This window comes from Morganella sp. HSTU-ASny43, assembly GCF_022819185.1.
Taxonomy (GTDB): Bacteria; Pseudomonadota; Gammaproteobacteria; order Enterobacterales; family Enterobacteriaceae; genus Morganella; species Morganella morganii.
On the sequence record NZ_WSPG01000020.1, the window covers coordinates 39,756 to 56,006 of the forward strand.

Sequence of the window (16,251 nt, forward strand, 5' to 3'; positions counted from 1 at the left end):
GATGGCAGATCTCACAAAATGGCGGTAATTTGTGCTGAATTTATATTAGCTGAAACAATTCCGCTCAGAAATACGCTACACTGAAGAAAACCGCAGAAAACCGGCGGAATTGCTTGTCGGCGGTCATGGTTAACCTGTATTGTTTAATGAATCACATTTCAGATATGACTAAGGGTAGAATAATGGACAACACAACCAAGCCTTCCTTTCACAATGTCCTGGAGTTTGTTCGTATGTTTCGCCGTAAAAACAAAATACTGCGTGAAATAACTGACAACGAAAAGAAAATTCGTGATAACCAGAAACGTGTACTTCTGCTTGATAACCTGAGTGAATACATCAAGCCGGGCATGTCCATTGAAGATATCCAGGCTATCATTGCCAATATGCGCAGTGACTATGAAGATCGTGTGGATGAGTACATTATCAAGAATGCGGATCTGTCAAAAGAGCGCCGCGAAATCTCCAGAGAACTCAAAGCGATGGGCGATATCAAAGATATTAAGTAATCGCACAGACTGAACAGCAGAAACCGTGAATTGAATATTCGCGGTTTTTTTTATCTTTTCCATAAAAAAATGGCTCCCGGGGGAGCCATTTTCAGTTCAGTGCGGATTATCAGAGCAGGGTTTTTGACGGCTCTGATGCAGCATGGTTAGTGGCCGCATGACCGCCTGCACCGTGCAGCGCATAGGCTTCGCGGGCTTCACGCTGGTATTCGGTGATAACAAAGGCTTCGCCGGTGGTTGCCGGAGCAGGGGCTTTGGTCATCGGTGAATAAGCATGACGGCCGGCAGCAACGACAGTTGTTTCAGTAACCGGAGCCGCAACCGGTGCGGTAACAGGTTCAGCCACAACAACTGCCTCAGGCTCTGCAATCACTTCCGGTTCTGCAACAACAACCGGTGCAACTGGTTCCGTGACAGTAACAGGCTCAGTAACAATCACGTCAGTCACAACAGGCTCACTGGCGACAACGTCAGCCGTTTCCTGTACAGGCTCTTCTGCCGGTACAGATTCAGTGGCAGTATCCGCAACCGGTGTTTCTTCCGGAGCAGTGACCTGAGGAGCCTCAGATGCGACAGTCAGAGAGAACTGTTCTGCCACAACGGTGGTTTCTGCCGCTTCAGTCATCACCTGAGCGACAACCGCGGTTTCGGTAATCACAGCTGTTGTTTCGGTGATTTCCGGTGTCTCAGCTGCGATTTCCTGTTCTGCCTGTGCAGCAGGTGTCACAACCGGATACTGGATCCACACTTTACCGGAAGCCAGTTCAGGGGAAAATACAGCCATTTCCAGCGGAACCGGAGACTGCGTCAGCTGACGGTCTTCACGGTAACGGCGGCGGCGCTGACCACTCACACGCAGATGACGTGGTGAGCGGCGGGAGCGGCGCGGCAGGATGTTATCGCTGTGTGCCTCATCACCATTGTTTTCCGCCGCTGCCGGTACGTCGGTATCTGCGGGAACTGCCACTGGTGCATTATCGATAACAACCGGAACCGGTGCTGCAACAGCCGGTTTAGTCTGTGTTTCACCATCAGTGATACGGACAGAACCGTTCAGCTGACGGCGGGTACGGCGCTGACGAACCGGTGTCGGTGCATCATCATCTTCCGTGTTGCCGTCACTGTTCAGTGCATCCTGATCTTCCTGCTGGGCACGCAGTTTTTTCGCATCCTGCTGGACACGTTTTTCGTCCTGACGGCGGCGCTGACGCTCTGCACGCTGTTCACGGCGTAACTGCTGCTGTGCTTCGCGGGCGGCCAGTTCTTCCGGTGTCAGATCTTCGTTCGGTGTATTCTGATTACGGCCTTTACGCGGTTCATTCACAGTATCGCGATCGCGTTTGTTGCGCGATTCGTTGTCACTGCGCTCAGGGCGGTCAGCACGCTCGGTACGCTCGCCGTTGCGATCATTACGGTCACGGCGGTTACGGCGCTGTTTGTTACGATCATTCCCGCCGCGGCGGTTGTTGTCGTTAGTCTGTTTTTTCTCTTTCTGTTCAGTTTCTTCCGGGACAGCAGGAGCGGAGCCGAACAGTTTTTTGATGAGACGGCTGAAGAAACCACCTTCAGAAGCCGCAGGTGCCTGTTTATCCTGACGGTTATCGCGTTTGCTTTCCGGTTTGCGGGTTGCGGCAGTCTGTGCCGGTACCGGTGCATCGGATGTGATAGCAAAGGCATTGATAGCCGGTTGTTCTGGTGCACGGCGTTCCTGAGTTTCCTCTTCTTCACCGGCAGCGGATTCCGCTTCGTATTTCTCCGGCAGGCGGTAGCTCAGGGTACCGATTTCATCACCTTTACGGACACGGACCACACGGAAGTGCGGGGTTTCCATCTGGTTATTCGGTACGATAATCACGCTGACACCGGCCTGGCGTGCTTCAATCGCACTGACAGCCTGGCGTTTTTCGTTCAGCAGATAAGAGGCGACCGGTACCGGCACAATTGCATGTACCTGATGGGTATTCTCTTTCAGCGCTTCTTCTTCAATCAGACGCAGAATGGAGAGCGCCAGTGATTCGTTATCACGCACAGTTCCGGTGCCGCTGCATCGCGGACACACATGATGGCTTGATTCACCCAGTGACGGGCTCAGGCGCTGACGGGACATCTCCAGCAGACCAAAGCGGGAAATGCGGCCAATCTGGATACGGGCGCGATCCTGACGGACAGCTTCGCGCATGCGGTTTTCCACTTCGCGCTGATGACGGACCGGGGTCATATCGATAAAGTCGATAACAATCAGGCCGCCGAGGTCACGCAGGCGCAGCTGGCGGGCGATTTCATCCGCCGCTTCCAGGTTGGTGTTAAAGGCAGTTTCTTCGATATCACCGCCGCGCGTTGAGCGGGAGGAGTTGATATCGATAGCAGTCAGAGCTTCGGTGGTGTCGATAACAATCGCACCGCCGGACGGCAGACGGACTTCGCGCTGGAAAGCGGATTCAATCTGCGACTCAATCTGATAGTGACTGAACAGCGGCACTTCGCCCTGATACAGTTTAATTTTGCTGGCAAAATCCGCACGGCCGATAGCAGTGATGTGCTTGCGTGCCAGTTCCAGAATTTTCGGGTTATCGATGAGGATTTCACCGATGTCCGGGCGCAGGTAATCACGGAACGCGCGGACGATAACATTACTTTCCTGATGAATCAGGAATGGTGCAGGGCGGCCTTCAGCAACTTTTTTGATGGCTTCCCAGTGCTTGATACGGTACTCGAGATCCCAGCGCAGGGCATCGGCTGATTTACCCACACCGGCGGTGCGGACAATCAGACCCATTCCATCCGGGATATCCAGGGCAGACAGGGCTTCTTTCAGTTCGGTGCGGTCATCCCCTTCGATACGGCGGGAGATCCCCCCGGCACGCGGGTTATTCGGCATCAGAACCAGATAGCTGCCAGCCAGGCTGATAAAGGTGGTGAGTGCCGCGCCTTTATTACCGCGCTCTTCTTTGTCCACCTGAACAATGACTTCCTGACCTTCTCTCAGGACATCTTTGATATTCGGGCGGCCGGATGCGTGGTAATTAGCAGGGAAATACTCGCGGGCAATTTCTTTGACGGGAAGGAAACCGTGACGCTCTGCGCCATAGTCAACAAAAGCAGCTTCTAAACTCGGTTCAATACGGGTGATTTTCCCTTTATAGATGTTTGCTTTTTTTTGTTCGTGACCGGGGCTTTCGATATCCAGATCATACAAGCGCTGCCCGTCGACAAGGGCAACACGCAACTCTTCCTGCTGAGTTGCGTTGATTAACATTCTTTTCATTATAAGTTACTCAATTTTTTTCATTTAATTAGTGCGCTGCGGGCAATTTCGTTGCTACCGGAACCGATGACCTCGTGGCTTTTACCGCACCGTCAGCCTCCCGGCTGTCGATCGTATAGAGGTGCAAATTGTGTCGGTGAGGTTCAGTCTTGTCTGAATCCCCGTTGCCGGCTGAAAATCACGTTTATACGCGATACCGGCCCGGTAAGCTGCAACCCGCAGCCCGCTGATTATCTGACCGGAAATAACGTCTTACGCCATTGCTGCGTTGTCATCGGTCAGACAAAGATAAAATATCTGTTTTGCCAAAATCGGCGCATGCATTATTCCATTGCCGGTGTGGTTATAGCAAGGTGACATTGCATGTTTCGGTGAAAATTATGCAGAAATTTGTTAATGACGTTAATCCTTGGTCTTTTTCCGGAAAAAATGGGAAAATAGCCGCGTAAAACATTGATGCACATTTGCCGCCTGTTTCACCGGAAAAATATACCGGTTTACGGAGCAACGGTTCAGAGGATAGCCCCCCGTTTCATGAAAACTGATAATCAGACAGTTCAATTTGTTGTTGTGTCCGGCGATGAAGCCGGCCAGCGTATTGATAATTTCCTGCTCGCGCGCCTCAAAGGGGTGCCGAAGAGCATGATTTACCGCATCATCCGTAAAGGGGAAGTGCGTGTCAATAAAGGCCGGATTAAGCCGGAATACAAAATCGCGGACGGGGACAGCATCCGTATCCCGCCGGTGCGTGTGGCTGAGAAAAACGATGCCCCGGTGTCGGCGAAACTGGATAAGGTTTCTGCACTCGCAGAGTGCGTATTGTATGAAGATGATCATATTCTGGTGATTAATAAACCGGCGGGTACGGCGGTACACGGCGGCAGCGGTCTGAGTTTCGGTGTGATTGAGGCAATGCGGGCGCTGCGTCCGGAGGCGCGTTTCCTGGAACTGGTGCACCGGCTTGACCGCGATACTTCCGGTATTCTGCTGATCGCCAAAAAACGTTCCGCACTGCGGGCACTGCACGAGCAGCTGCGTCTGAAACAGATGCAGAAAGATTATCTGGCACTGGTGCGCGGCCAGTGGCAATCCTCAGTAAAAGTGGTACAGGCACCGCTGCTGAAAAATATTCTCCAGAGCGGCGAGCGCGTGGTGAAAGTCAGCCCGGAAGGCAAGCCATCGGAAACACGCTTTAAAGTGGAGGAGCGGTTTGAGGCTGCCACGCTGGTCAAAGCCAGTCCGGTCACCGGGCGCACACATCAGATTCGTGTGCACACACTGCATGCAGGGCATCCTATTGCCTTTGATAACCGTTACGGTGATGCGCAGTTTGATGCTCAGCTGAAAGGGACAGGGCTTAACAGGCTGTTTTTGCATGCGGCCGCACTCGCCTTTACCCATCCGTCCACCGGTGAGGCGATGCGCCTTCAGGCACCGCTGGATGAAAAACTGCGCCACTGCCTGACGGTACTGCGGTCGAAACAGGCAAAATAAGCAGAGAACAGAAATAAAGAACCCGCGCAGAACGCGGGTTTTTTCTTATACAGAGGGCATTCTGCGGTTACTGCGGCTGTACACCGATAATTTTTGTGGTACAGCTCTGTGCAATCTCACCGATCGCCTGAGAGTCCTGTTCGGTCAGTGCCTGACCTTTGCGGACCCGGTCATCCAGTTTTTCCAGCCCGTCTTTGCCGAATTTCGCCAGTGAGTTGTCATACACACACTCACAGACCGCCGGGACTTTGCTGCGGTTATCCGGGTTTTTCAGGTTGGTCACAGCACCTTTTGTACAGTCGGCAACAAAGGTTGTTTTATCCGCCAGTGACGGGGCAGCCAGACCGGCAGCACTGAACAGCAGCGTTGCGGCAGCGATCATTTTCAGCTTCATGTCAGTTCCTCAGAATCATCGGATGCCCCGGCGTGTGTCAGCGGGGGATCCGCAGTGGGTTGTATCCGGCCTGAATCAGTAATTCTGTCAGACGGATCAGCGGTAAACCTATCAGTGTATTAGGGTCATCTCCCTGAAGTTTTTTAAATAAGGCGATTCCTAAACCTTCAGATTTAAAGCTTCCGGCACACTGATAGGGCGTTTCCGCCAGCAGATAGGCACGAATTTCGTCATCATCCAGTGTACGGAAATGCACACAGTAAGGTTCACATATCGTGTGATCTTCCCCGGTGGCACTGTTGTACAGGCTCAGCCCGGTATAAAAGGTGATGCACTGACCGGAGGCTTTGCGCAGTTGTGCAAAGGCAGCATCGTAATGATGCGGTTTGCCGGTGATTTCCCCGTCCAGCACACAGACCTGATCAGAGCCGATAATCAGGCTGTCAGGGTACTGCTGCGTTAATGAACGGGCCTTTTCGCGCGCCAGGCGCATGACCAGAGACTGCGCGTCTTCTGCCGGATGCGGGGTTTCATCCGTACCCGGGGCTGCGGATACAAACGGGATGCCGAGTTTTTCCAGCAGGGCTTTGCGGTACAGGGAGGTGGAGGCGAGAACCAGTGAGATCATAAATATTCCGAAAGTCGTGGTAAAAAGAATAAACTCATTCTAAACTATGCGCCGCTTATTGAGTGTATTTTTAGCGGGAAGGCAGGTTACCGCCCTCTTTGCTGTCTATATTTTCTTTGACTATATCGTCTTACGAATATAAGATGCGCGCCTTATGCAAAAGATAAAATTACCTCTGACTATTGATGCAAAGCGCGCCGCGCAGAAGCGTCTGGATTACCGGGGGTGCTATGCACCTGAGCAGGTTACGCGGTTAGCCGAATCGGTAGTCAGTGTGGACAGCGATGTTGATGTTGATTTGACGTTTGAAATCGACCCGCAGCGTCTGACAGTCATTAAGGGAACAGCAGAAACTGATGTTTCACTTGAGTGTCAGCGGTGTGGTAATATCTTCCCGCTTCATGTCCGCGCAACGTATTGTTTCAGCCCGGTTGTCAGCGATGAACAGGCTGAGGCATTACCGGAAGAGTATGAGCCAATTGACGTAAATGATTTTGGTGAGACAGATTTACTGGCAATGATTGAAGATGAATTAATTCTTTCTCTGCCTGTGGTTCCGGTACATGATTCTGAACACTGTGAAGTGTCCGACGCGGTGAAAGTCTTTGGTGAGCTTCCTCCGGAAGCAGAAAAGCCAAATCCGTTTGCCGCATTAGCCAGTTTAAAGAAAAGTACTTAAGGAGTAAGGTCAATGGCCGTACAACAAAATAAACCAACTCGTTCCAAACGTGGTATGCGTCGCTCTCATGACGCACTGTCAGCAACTCTGGTTTCTGTTGACAAAACCTCTGGTGAAACTCATCTGCGCCACCATGTGACCGCTGATGGTTACTACCGTGGTCGTAAGGTAATCAACAAGTAATCTGCTGCTTTTTAAGCACGTTGATATCTTGACTAATCTAACCATCGCGTTAGATGCCATGGGTGGGGATATCGGCCCCCATGTCACAGTGCCTGCCTCGCTGCAGGCACTGGCATCTAATCCAAAGCTCACCCTGTTGCTGGTCGGGCACCCTGATTCCATTTCTCCTCTGCTTGCAAACCAGAATGCTGAGCTGCTCAGTCGTCTGCGGGTGATCCCTGCCTATGAGACGATTGCCGGTGATGCCAAACCTTCTCAGGCTATCCGCCAGAGCAAAGGCACATCCATGCGTATCGCGCTGGAACTGGTGAAAGAGGGGGAGGCACAGGCGTGCGTCAGTGCCGGAAACACCGGGGCGCTGATGGGGCTGGCGAAACTGATGCTGAAATCGATTGAAGGCATCGAGCGTCCTGCACTGATGACCGTGGTGCCAAATCAGAAGAAAGGCAAAACGGTGCTGCTTGATCTGGGCGCAAATGCGGAGTGCAGCAGTGACATGCTGGTGCAGTTTGCTGTTATGGGCGCGGTGATGGCAGAAGATGTGGCCGGGATCCCGCATCCGCGTGTGGCATTACTGAACATCGGCGAAGAAGAAACCAAGGGACTCGACAATATCCGCGAAGCAGCCACTGTGCTGAAATCGATACCGGACATCAATTATATCGGCTATGCCGAAGGCAACGAACTGCTGACCGGTAAAACTGATGTGCTGGTCTGTGACGGCTTCGCGGGTAACGTTACCCTGAAAACCATGGAAGGGGTGATTCGTGTGATCCTTTCTATGTTTAAATCACAAAATGAAGGCAAATCGTCATCCCTGCTGTACAAACTTGTGAAGAAAGTGGTGACAAAATGGCTGAATAAACGCTTCAGCCACCTGAACCCCGACCAGTATAACGGTGCTTCTCTGTTAGGATTACGCGGCATTGTGATTAAGAGTCACGGTGCGGCGAATGTAAGTGCATTCAACGCTGCCATAACGCAGGCGGTTCAGACTGTTGAAAAGCAGGTGCCTGAACGAATCGCATCCCGTCTCGCTATGGTATTACCCAAGAGTAACTAACTAATATGTATACGAAAATTTTAGGAACCGGGAGCTATCTTCCTGCACAAATCCGCACAAATGCTGATCTGGAAAAAATGGTCGACACAACCGATGAGTGGATTGTTACTCGTACGGGTATCCGTGAGCGCCGTCTGGCCGGTGATGATGAAACCGTTGTTACAATGGGCCACCAGGCAGCACTGAACGCACTGGATATGGCGGGTATTCCTGCCGGTGATATCGATCTGATTGTTGTGGGCACCACTTCTTCCACGCACGGTTTCCCGAGCGCGGCCTGTGAAATCCAGAAACTGCTGGGCATTGACAGCTGTATCTCCTTTGATGTGGCGGCGGCATGTGCCGGTTTCAGCTATGCCATCAGTGTGGTGGATCAGTTCATTAAAACCGGGATGGCGAAAAAAGCCCTGGTGATCGGTTCGGATGTGCTGGCGAAAACGCTGGATCCGGCAGATCGCGGTACGGTTATCCTGTTTGGTGACGGCGCAGGTGCTTTTGTAGTTGAAGCCTCAGAAGAGCCGGGCATTCTCTCCACCCATTTACATGCAGACGGCCGCTACGGCGACCTGCTGACATTACCGAATAAAGATCGCAAAGACAGCGAAAAACCGGCGTACCTGACAATGGCAGGTAACGAAGTATTCCGTGTGGCGGTCCGTGAATTAGCCAACGTCGTTGAAGAAGCGCTGGTGGCGAACAATATTGATAAATCAGAACTCGACTGGCTGGTGCCGCATCAGGCAAACCTGCGCATTATCAGTGCCACAGCAAAAAAATTAAATATGGGCATGGATAAAGTGGTGGTTACCCTGGATCGTCACGGCAACACCTCTGCAGCCTCTGTACCGACTGCATTCGACGAAGCGGTTCGTGACGGGCGCATCAAACGCGGTCAGCTGATTCTGATTGAAGCCTTCGGCGGCGGTTTTGCCTGGGGTTCTGCATTAATTCGTTTTTAATTTTTCAGGAAGCTAAATCATGTCTGCATATGCAATGGTATTTCCGGGACAGGGTTCTCAGTCAGTCGGTATGCTGGCGGACCTCGCGGCAAATTTTCCGGTCGTTGAGGCAACCTTTGCCGAAGCATCCGCTGAACTGGGCTACGATTTATGGGCACTCGTTCAGAACGGGCCGGAAGAAGAACTGAATAAAACCTGGCAGACCCAGCCTGCACTGCTGGCGGCCTCTGTGGCCATCTGGCGTGTCTGGCAGGAAAAAAACGGCGCCATGCCTGCCATGATGGCCGGTCACAGCCTGGGGGAATACTCCGCGCTGGTGTGTGCCGGTGTGATGGATTTTAAAGAAGCTATCAAACTGGTGGAATTACGCGGCCGCCTGATGCAGGAAGCCGTTCCGGCCGGTACCGGGGCAATGTATGCCATCATCGGTCTGGACAATGATGCTATCGCCAGAGCCTGTGAAGAAGCTGCACAAGGTCAGGTCGTATCACCGGTTAACTTTAACTCGCCGGGCCAGGTGGTTATCGCCGGTGAGAAAGACGCCGTTGAGCGTGCCGGGGCATTATGTAAGGAAGCCGGAGCAAAACGTGCGCTGCCGTTGTCGGTCAGTGTGCCGTCACATTGTGCATTAATGAAGCCGGCTGCTGATAAATTAGCCGTTGCGCTAAAAAATATCACATTTAATACACCAATCTTTTCTGTTGTGAACAATGTTGATGTTAAGATAGAGACTTCCGCCGATGCAATTCGTGATGCATTAGTCCGTCAGCTTTATAATCCGGTGCGCTGGACAGAAACTGTTGAGTTTATGGCCGCGCAGGGTATTGAAGATCTGCTGGAAGCAGGGCCGGGCAAAGTACTGACCGGGCTGACTAAGCGTATTGTGAAAACATTAACATCATCTGCTGTCAATGATATGTCATCATTGGAAACAGCACTTGAAAATCGCTGAGGTTGAGATGAGCTTTGAAGGCAAAATTGCCCTTGTCACCGGTGCGAGCCGCGGAATCGGCCGTGCAATTGCTGAGAAATTAGCAGCACGTGGTGCAACTGTGATTGGTACTGCGACCAGCGAAAGCGGTGCGGCTGCTATCAGTGAATACTTAGGCGCAAAGGGTAAAGGCCTTGCCCTGAACGTGACCGACAGCGCATCCATTGACCATGTATTAGAAAATATTCGCGCTGAGTTTGGCGAAATTGATATTTTGGTTAATAATGCAGGTATCACACGTGACAACTTACTGATGCGTATGAAAGACGATGAGTGGCAGGATATCCTCGACACTAACCTTTCATCCGTATTCCGTCTGTCCAAAGCGGTTATGCGCGCCATGATGAAAAAACGTTGCGGGCGCATCATCACCATCGGTTCTGTTGTCGGAACGATGGGGAACGCCGGACAGGCTAACTATGCGGCGGCGAAAGCCGGGCTGATTGGTTTCAGTAAATCACTCGCCCGTGAAGTCGCGTCGCGCGGCATCACCGTCAACGTCGTTGCCCCGGGTTTTATCGAAACCGATATGACTCGTGCATTGACAGACGACCAGCGTGCAGGCATTTTATCTCAGGTTCCTGCTAACCGTTTGGGTGATGCTGAAGAGATTGCCAGTGCTGTAGCCTTCTTAGCTTCTGATGAAGCGGCTTACATCACAGGCGAGACATTGCATGTCAATGGTGGCATGTACATGATTTAATGTTTGAGCTAACCATTTGCTGTTTTTGTGTAAACACACGCAAAAGTGAGTATTTATATGGTTAGACCAGCCGGGATTGGGTTGCATCTTTTCCTGTATTTTATAAACTACGAAAACCATCGCATATAGCGAGTTTTGATAGGAAATTTAATAGTATGAGCGCTATCGAAGAACGTGTTAAGAAAATCATCGTTGAACAACTGGGTGTTAAAGAGGAAGAAGTAAAAAACGAAGCTTCATTCGTTGATGACTTAGGCGCTGATTCTCTTGACACAGTTGAGCTGGTGATGGCTCTGGAAGAAGAGTTCGACATCGAAATCCCAGACGAAGAAGCAGAAAAAATCACAACTGTACAGGCTGCTATTGACTACGTTGAGAACGCAGGCAAGTAAGCATCCCTCATGTCCAGGCGGTCACCCGACCGCCTTGTTTCTTTTATTTTCCCCCCCCGGAGGATAAGCGTGTCTGAGCGTCGTGTAGTCGTGACCGGACTTGGCATGTTATCTCCTGTCGGTAATACAGTCGATTCATCCTGGAAAGCTGTGTGTGCCGGGCAGAGTGGTATCAGCCTGATTGATCATTTTGACACCTCTAACCATGCGACCAAATTCGCAGGTATGGTAAAAGATTTCAATCACGAAGATTTTAATATTTCGCGCAAAGATGCCCGGAAGATGGATCTCTTCATTCAATACGGTATTGCAGCCGGTATCCAGGCAATTGCGGATTCCGGAATCGAAGTAACAGAAGCCAATGCAACCCGTATCGGAGCTGCGATTGGTTCTGGTATTGGTGGTCTCGGACTGATTGAAGAAAACTGCAGCTCTCTGGCTGCCGGCGGCCCGCGTAAAGTGAGCCCGTTCTTTGTTCCCTCAACTATCATCAATATGGTTGCCGGACACTTAAGTATTATGTACGGCCTGCGCGGACCAAGCATTTCCATTGCCACTGCCTGTACATCCGGCGTGCATAACATTGGTCACGCTGCCCGGATCATCGCTTACGGTGATGCGGATGTGATGGTTGCCGGTGGTACTGAAAAAGCCAGCACACCATTAGGTGTTGCCGGGTTCGGTGCTGCGCGTGCCTTATCCACCAATAATGACAATCCTCAGGGCGCAAGCCGTCCGTGGGATAAAGATCGTGACGGGTTTGTGCTCGGTGACGGTGCCGGTATGCTGGTGCTGGAAGAGTACGAACACGCGAAAAACCGCGGTGCGAAAATCTATGCGGAACTGGTCGGTTTCGGGATGAGCAGCGATGCTTATCACATGACATCACCACCGGAAAACGGTGACGGTGCCGCACTGGCCATGGCAAATGCGATTCAGGATGCAGGCATTCCTGCTGACAGCATCGGCTATATCAATGCGCACGGCACATCCACCTCTGCGGGTGATGTGGCGGAAGCGAAAGCCGTTGAAACGGTATTTGGTGAAGGAACCAACGTTCTGGTCAGTTCCACCAAATCCATGACCGGTCACCTGCTGGGTGCCGCCGGTGCAGTGGAATCCATTTTCACCATTCTGGCACTGCGTGATCAGATTGTACCGCCGACCATCAACCTGGATAATCAGGATGAAGCGGTCTGCAAACTCGACTTTGTACCGGGCAAAGCCCGCAAAGTGGAAGGTATGGAATACGCACTCTGTAACTCTTTCGGCTTCGGCGGCACCAACGGTTCCCTGATTTTCCGTAAGATCTGAGTCTGTTTTCTGAGAGAAAAGCGCCTGACGGCGCTTTTTTTTTACCTGGCGGGTGACGCTATCGCAGTTTTGCACAAAAATCACAGCTGTACTATTATACAGGTCTGTCCGCATACTGAATGACGGTTAAATAATAACCGTTAAAACAATGAGTTGGCTATGACACAACAGACGCATTACTGGGTTAATGGTGTACCGCAGCACACCATCGCGATTTCTGATCGCAGTGTGCAGTTTGGTGACGGCTGTTTTACCACGATGCGCATTGTGAACAGCAAACCGTCGCTGCTTTCACGTCACCTGCACCGGCTCCGTAGTGGTTGTGCCGGGCTGGGGCTGACACCGCCGGATGACGCGCTGCTGCCCCAGTGGATAATGCAGGCCGCAGAGGGTACAGCGGATGGTGTGCTGAAAGTGATTGTTTCCGCTGGTGAGCAGGGACGCGGTTATCTGCGTGCGGATGTACCGCCGCTGGTGATCCTGATCCGCTCCGCATATCCGGAAAGCTATCCGGTATTGCAGGAGCGCGGGTTATCGGTGGTGAAAAGCCCGGTGCCATTGTCGGTCAATCCGTATCTGGCCGGTATCAAACACCTGAACCGGCTGGAGCAGGTGCTGATCCGCCGTTATACGGCAGAACAGCAGGCCGATGAAGCCATTGTCTGTGATACTGACGGCCTTCTGACCGAAGGCTGCAGCGCCAATCTGTTCTGGCGCTGCGGCGATGATGTGTTTACCCCGTCACTGAGCAAATGTGGTGTGGCCGGTGTGATGCGCGCGCATATCATGGATGTGCTGAAAGGCAGCCGTTACCGCTGTTATGAAACCGAACGTTTTCCGCAGGTGCTGGCAAAAGCGGATGAAGTGATTATGTGCAACGCGCTGATGCCGGTCATGCCGGTCAATGATATCCGCGCGGATGCCCGTCATCACTGGCATTATACCTCCCGCTCGCTCTTTACCTGGCTTTTGCCGCACTGTCCGGCAGCAATACCCTGAATTAACAGAGTTAATGACTGATGAAAAAAACACGGATTTTCCTTGTGACATTTTTGGTGCTGCTCGCAGTTGCGGGCGGCGTGGCGTACTGGCTTTATCATCAGGTGAACGCATTTTCCGGACAAAAAATTTCTGTCACTGAAGAAACCATTTTCACCATTCCGCCGGGCACCGGTCGTGTGGCGCTGGAGAAAAAACTGGCGGAAAGCGGGATTATCCCGGAATCACACAATTATGACTGGCTGCTGCAACTGGAGCCGGATCTGGCAAAAATCAAAGCCGGTACTTACCGACTGACGCCGGATATGACGGTCAAAAGCATGCTGCAACTGTTTGTCAGCGGTAAAGAGGCACAATTTAGTATCCGTTTTGTTGAGGGCAGTAAATTAGCGGACTGGCAGAAAATCTTGTCAGAAGCCCCTTACCTGAAACAGACCCTCGCGGATTTACCGGCAGATAAACTGACAGAAATGCTCGGCCTGCCGGCCGGCAGCCACCTGGAAGGGCGTTTCTACCCGGATACCTATCTCTATACAGCCGGAACAGAAGACACGCAAATCCTGAAGCGGGCACATCAGCAGATGGAAACCAAACTCGCGGCAGCCTGGAAGACCCGTAATACCGACTTACCGTATGCGGATCCGTATGAAATGCTGATTATGGCCTCGCTGATTGAAAAAGAGACCGGCGTGGACGGTGAACGTAAAAAAGTGGCGTCGGTCTTTATGAACCGGCTGAAACTGAAAATGCGCCTGCAAACCGACCCGACGGTAATTTACGGCATGGGTGAGCGTTATCAGGGCACGATTTACCGCAGCGACCTGGTGCGGGTAACGCCGTATAATACGTATCAGATTGACGGCATGCCGCCGACACCTATCGCCATGCCGGGCAGTGCCTCGCTGGATGCGGCAGCCAAACCGGACACCACGGGTTACCTTTACTTTGTCGCGGACGGCAAAGGCGGACATGTATTTACCACGAATCTGCGGGATCACAACCGGGCGGTTGCGGATTACCGTAACGGATTAAAAAAACAATGACAGGCAAATTTATTGTAATTGAAGGGCTTGAAGGTGCCGGAAAAACCACGGCACGTCAGGTGATTGTTGATACGTTGCGTGAAAACGGCATCACTGACCTGGTCTATACCCGTGAGCCGGGCGGCACACCGCTGGCAGAAAAGCTGCGCACCCTGATTAAAGACGGAATCGACGGCGAAACGGTTACTGATAAAGCGGAAGTACTGATGTTATATGCCGCGCGTATTCAGCTGGTGGATAATGTTATCAAACCGGCACTGGCGCGCGGACAATGGGTGATCGGCGACCGTCATGATCTCTCCTCTCAGGCCTATCAGGGCGGCGGACGCGGTATCGATCGCAAACTGATGGAGTCACTGCGTGATACCGTACTGGGGGATTTTTATCCTGATTTCACCCTGTATCTCGATCTGCCGCCGGAAACCGGCCTGGCCCGCGCCCGCAGCCGGGGCGAGCTGGACAGAATCGAACAGGAATCACTGGATTTCTTCCGCCGCACCCGGGCCCTTTATCTGGAGCTGGCTGAATCCGATCCGCGCATTGTAACCGTTGATGCTTCGCAATCAATAGATAACGTCCATCAATCAATCCGCACTGCCGTACTGAACTGGCTGGCACAGCAGGAAGAGGCGTAATGAACTGGTATCCGTGGCTTAATCCGGTTTACCGCCAGCTGGCAACCGCGTGGATGTCCGGTCAGGGGCATCATGCTCTGCTGCTGTACGGTATGCCCGGCACCGGCACTGATGAGCTGGCCTATGCCCTGACACGGCTGCGGATGTGTCAGCAGCCGCAGGGCATCAAAAGCTGCGGGGAGTGCCACAGCTGTAAACTGATGCTGGCAGGCACCCATCCGGATTTTTATCTGCTGCAGCCGGAAAAGGGTAAATCTGCCACCGGGATTGATGCTGTGAGAGCCGTGACAGAAAAACTGTATGAGCACGCCCAGCAGAGTGGTGCCAAACTGGTGCATATTCCGCAGGCGGAACTGCTGACCGAAGCAGCCGCCAACGCCTTACTGAAAACCCTGGAAGAGCCGACAGAGAATACCTGGTTTGTGTTACAGAGCCTGCGGGCGGAGCAGTTGCTGCCGACACTGCGCAGCCGCTGTTTTGCTTATCATCTGGCACCGCCGTCAGCGGAGACCGGTTTACAGTGGTTACAGCGCGAGCATCCGCCGTCTGATGCGGTGTCGCGGCAGACTGCGCTGAATCTTTGCCACAATGCCCCGGCGGCGGCACTGTCACTGCTGACCACCGCTGACTGGCAGAACCGGCTGAATCTGTTTACCCAGCTGGCAGAATCCGTGCGCAGCGGGGATTTTCTGTCGCTGTTATCTGAACTGAATCATCAGGATGCGGAAAAGCGCATCAGCTGGCTGACCACCCTGTTTATGGATGCGGTAAAATATCAGCAGAATATGGCACCTGCCTGTCTGAATCAGGACCAGTCTGCTCTGATTGCACAACTGGCAGCGCATTACAGCAGTGCACACTTACTGAATGCAGCGGAAAGCTGGCTGACCTGCCGCCACCGGCTGATGACCATCACCGGCGTGAATCAGGAACTGCTGCTGACAGAACAATTGTTACACCAGGAAACCCTGTTTTCTGCATCACCTAATTTAAAATAATG

General features: G+C 52.3%; 17 protein-coding genes. 14 read left to right on the forward strand and 3 right to left on the reverse strand.

What is annotated here, in order from left to right; genetic code table 11:
- Nucleotides 1-182: 182 nt before the first annotated feature.
- Complete coding sequence (tmaR, locus tag GN208_RS11790) at nucleotides 183-509, forward strand: PTS system regulator TmaR (protein ID WP_015422834.1); 327 nt, start codon at nucleotides 183-185, stop codon at nucleotides 507-509.
- A gap of 109 nt (nucleotides 510-618) precedes the next feature.
- On the opposite strand, the gene rne is transcribed toward tmaR, so the two are convergent.
- Nucleotides 619-3,774 (reverse strand): ribonuclease E, encoded by a 3,156-nt coding sequence (gene rne, locus GN208_RS11795; protein WP_015422832.1) that lies wholly within the window; start codon nucleotides 3,772-3,774, stop codon nucleotides 619-621.
- 534 nt (nucleotides 3,775-4,308) lie between these two features.
- Between rne and rluC the strand changes: the two genes are divergently transcribed.
- Entirely contained in the window at nucleotides 4,309-5,268 is a 960-nt protein-coding gene (gene rluC / locus GN208_RS11800; RefSeq protein WP_004238062.1) for a 23S rRNA pseudouridine(955/2504/2580) synthase RluC, read from the forward strand.
- A gap of 67 nt (nucleotides 5,269-5,335) precedes the next feature.
- Here the strand turns inward: rluC and GN208_RS11805 are convergent, their stop codons facing one another.
- Together GN208_RS11805 and GN208_RS11810 are read right to left on the reverse strand one after the other, a co-directional pair.
- Nucleotides 5,336-5,662, reverse strand: a complete 327-nt coding sequence (locus GN208_RS11805; protein WP_004238063.1) for a hypothetical protein — start codon at nucleotides 5,660-5,662, stop codon at nucleotides 5,336-5,338.
- Nucleotides 5,663-5,699: 37 nt separating this feature from the next.
- Complete coding sequence (locus tag GN208_RS11810; protein ID WP_004238064.1) at nucleotides 5,700-6,290, reverse strand: nucleoside triphosphate pyrophosphatase; 591 nt, start codon at nucleotides 6,288-6,290, stop codon at nucleotides 5,700-5,702.
- 154 nt (nucleotides 6,291-6,444) lie between these two features.
- Between GN208_RS11810 and yceD the strand changes: the two genes are divergently transcribed.
- The 12 genes from yceD (at nucleotide 6,445) to holB (ending at nucleotide 16,249) form a co-directional block, all read left to right on the forward strand.
- Nucleotides 6,445-6,969 (forward strand): 23S rRNA accumulation protein YceD, encoded by a 525-nt coding sequence (gene yceD / locus GN208_RS11815; RefSeq protein ID WP_004238065.1) that lies wholly within the window; start codon nucleotides 6,445-6,447, stop codon nucleotides 6,967-6,969.
- A 12-nt stretch (nucleotides 6,970-6,981) separates the two neighbouring features.
- Complete coding sequence (rpmF, locus tag GN208_RS11820) at nucleotides 6,982-7,152, forward strand: 50S ribosomal protein L32 (RefSeq protein WP_004240653.1); 171 nt, start codon at nucleotides 6,982-6,984, stop codon at nucleotides 7,150-7,152.
- Between the two features lie 28 nt (nucleotides 7,153-7,180).
- Nucleotides 7,181-8,215, forward strand: a complete 1,035-nt coding sequence (gene plsX / locus GN208_RS11825; protein WP_071823274.1) for a phosphate acyltransferase PlsX — start codon at nucleotides 7,181-7,183, stop codon at nucleotides 8,213-8,215.
- Between the two features lie 5 nt (nucleotides 8,216-8,220).
- Nucleotides 8,221-9,174 carry a beta-ketoacyl-ACP synthase III gene (locus tag GN208_RS11830; RefSeq protein WP_004238069.1) on the forward strand — a complete coding sequence of 318 codons (954 nt, stop codon included), beginning with the start codon at nucleotides 8,221-8,223 and terminating at the stop codon, nucleotides 9,172-9,174.
- 19 nt (nucleotides 9,175-9,193) lie between these two features.
- Entirely contained in the window at nucleotides 9,194-10,126 is a 933-nt protein-coding gene (gene fabD / locus GN208_RS11835; protein WP_004238071.1) for an ACP S-malonyltransferase, read from the forward strand.
- 7 nt (nucleotides 10,127-10,133) lie between these two features.
- Complete coding sequence (fabG, locus tag GN208_RS11840) at nucleotides 10,134-10,868, forward strand: 3-oxoacyl-ACP reductase FabG (protein ID WP_004240650.1); 735 nt, start codon at nucleotides 10,134-10,136, stop codon at nucleotides 10,866-10,868.
- A gap of 155 nt (nucleotides 10,869-11,023) precedes the next feature.
- Complete coding sequence (gene acpP / locus GN208_RS11845; RefSeq protein WP_004238075.1) at nucleotides 11,024-11,260, forward strand: acyl carrier protein; 237 nt, start codon at nucleotides 11,024-11,026, stop codon at nucleotides 11,258-11,260.
- 69 nt (nucleotides 11,261-11,329) lie between these two features.
- The gene (gene fabF / locus GN208_RS11850; RefSeq protein ID WP_015422831.1) at nucleotides 11,330-12,574 is read left to right on the forward strand and encodes a beta-ketoacyl-ACP synthase II; all 1,245 of its coding nucleotides are present in this window, start codon (nucleotides 11,330-11,332) and stop codon (nucleotides 12,572-12,574) included.
- Nucleotides 12,575-12,733: 159 nt separating this feature from the next.
- Complete coding sequence (gene pabC / locus GN208_RS11855; RefSeq protein WP_004238077.1) at nucleotides 12,734-13,573, forward strand: aminodeoxychorismate lyase; 840 nt, start codon at nucleotides 12,734-12,736, stop codon at nucleotides 13,571-13,573.
- Between the two features lie 20 nt (nucleotides 13,574-13,593).
- Nucleotides 13,594-14,616: an endolytic transglycosylase MltG gene (mltG, locus tag GN208_RS11860; protein WP_004238078.1), complete on the forward strand. Its 1,023-nt coding sequence runs from the start codon at nucleotides 13,594-13,596 to the stop codon at nucleotides 14,614-14,616.
- Nucleotides 14,613-15,251, forward strand: a complete 639-nt coding sequence (gene tmk, locus GN208_RS11865; RefSeq protein ID WP_243828379.1) for a dTMP kinase — start codon at nucleotides 14,613-14,615, stop codon at nucleotides 15,249-15,251. Before mltG ends, tmk begins: the two co-directional genes overlap by 4 nt.
- Nucleotides 15,251-16,249: a DNA polymerase III subunit delta' gene (holB, locus tag GN208_RS11870; protein WP_004238081.1), complete on the forward strand. Its 999-nt coding sequence runs from the start codon at nucleotides 15,251-15,253 to the stop codon at nucleotides 16,247-16,249. The genes tmk and holB overlap by 1 nt, the downstream gene beginning before the upstream one ends.
- Nucleotides 16,250-16,251: the final 2 nt, after the last annotated feature.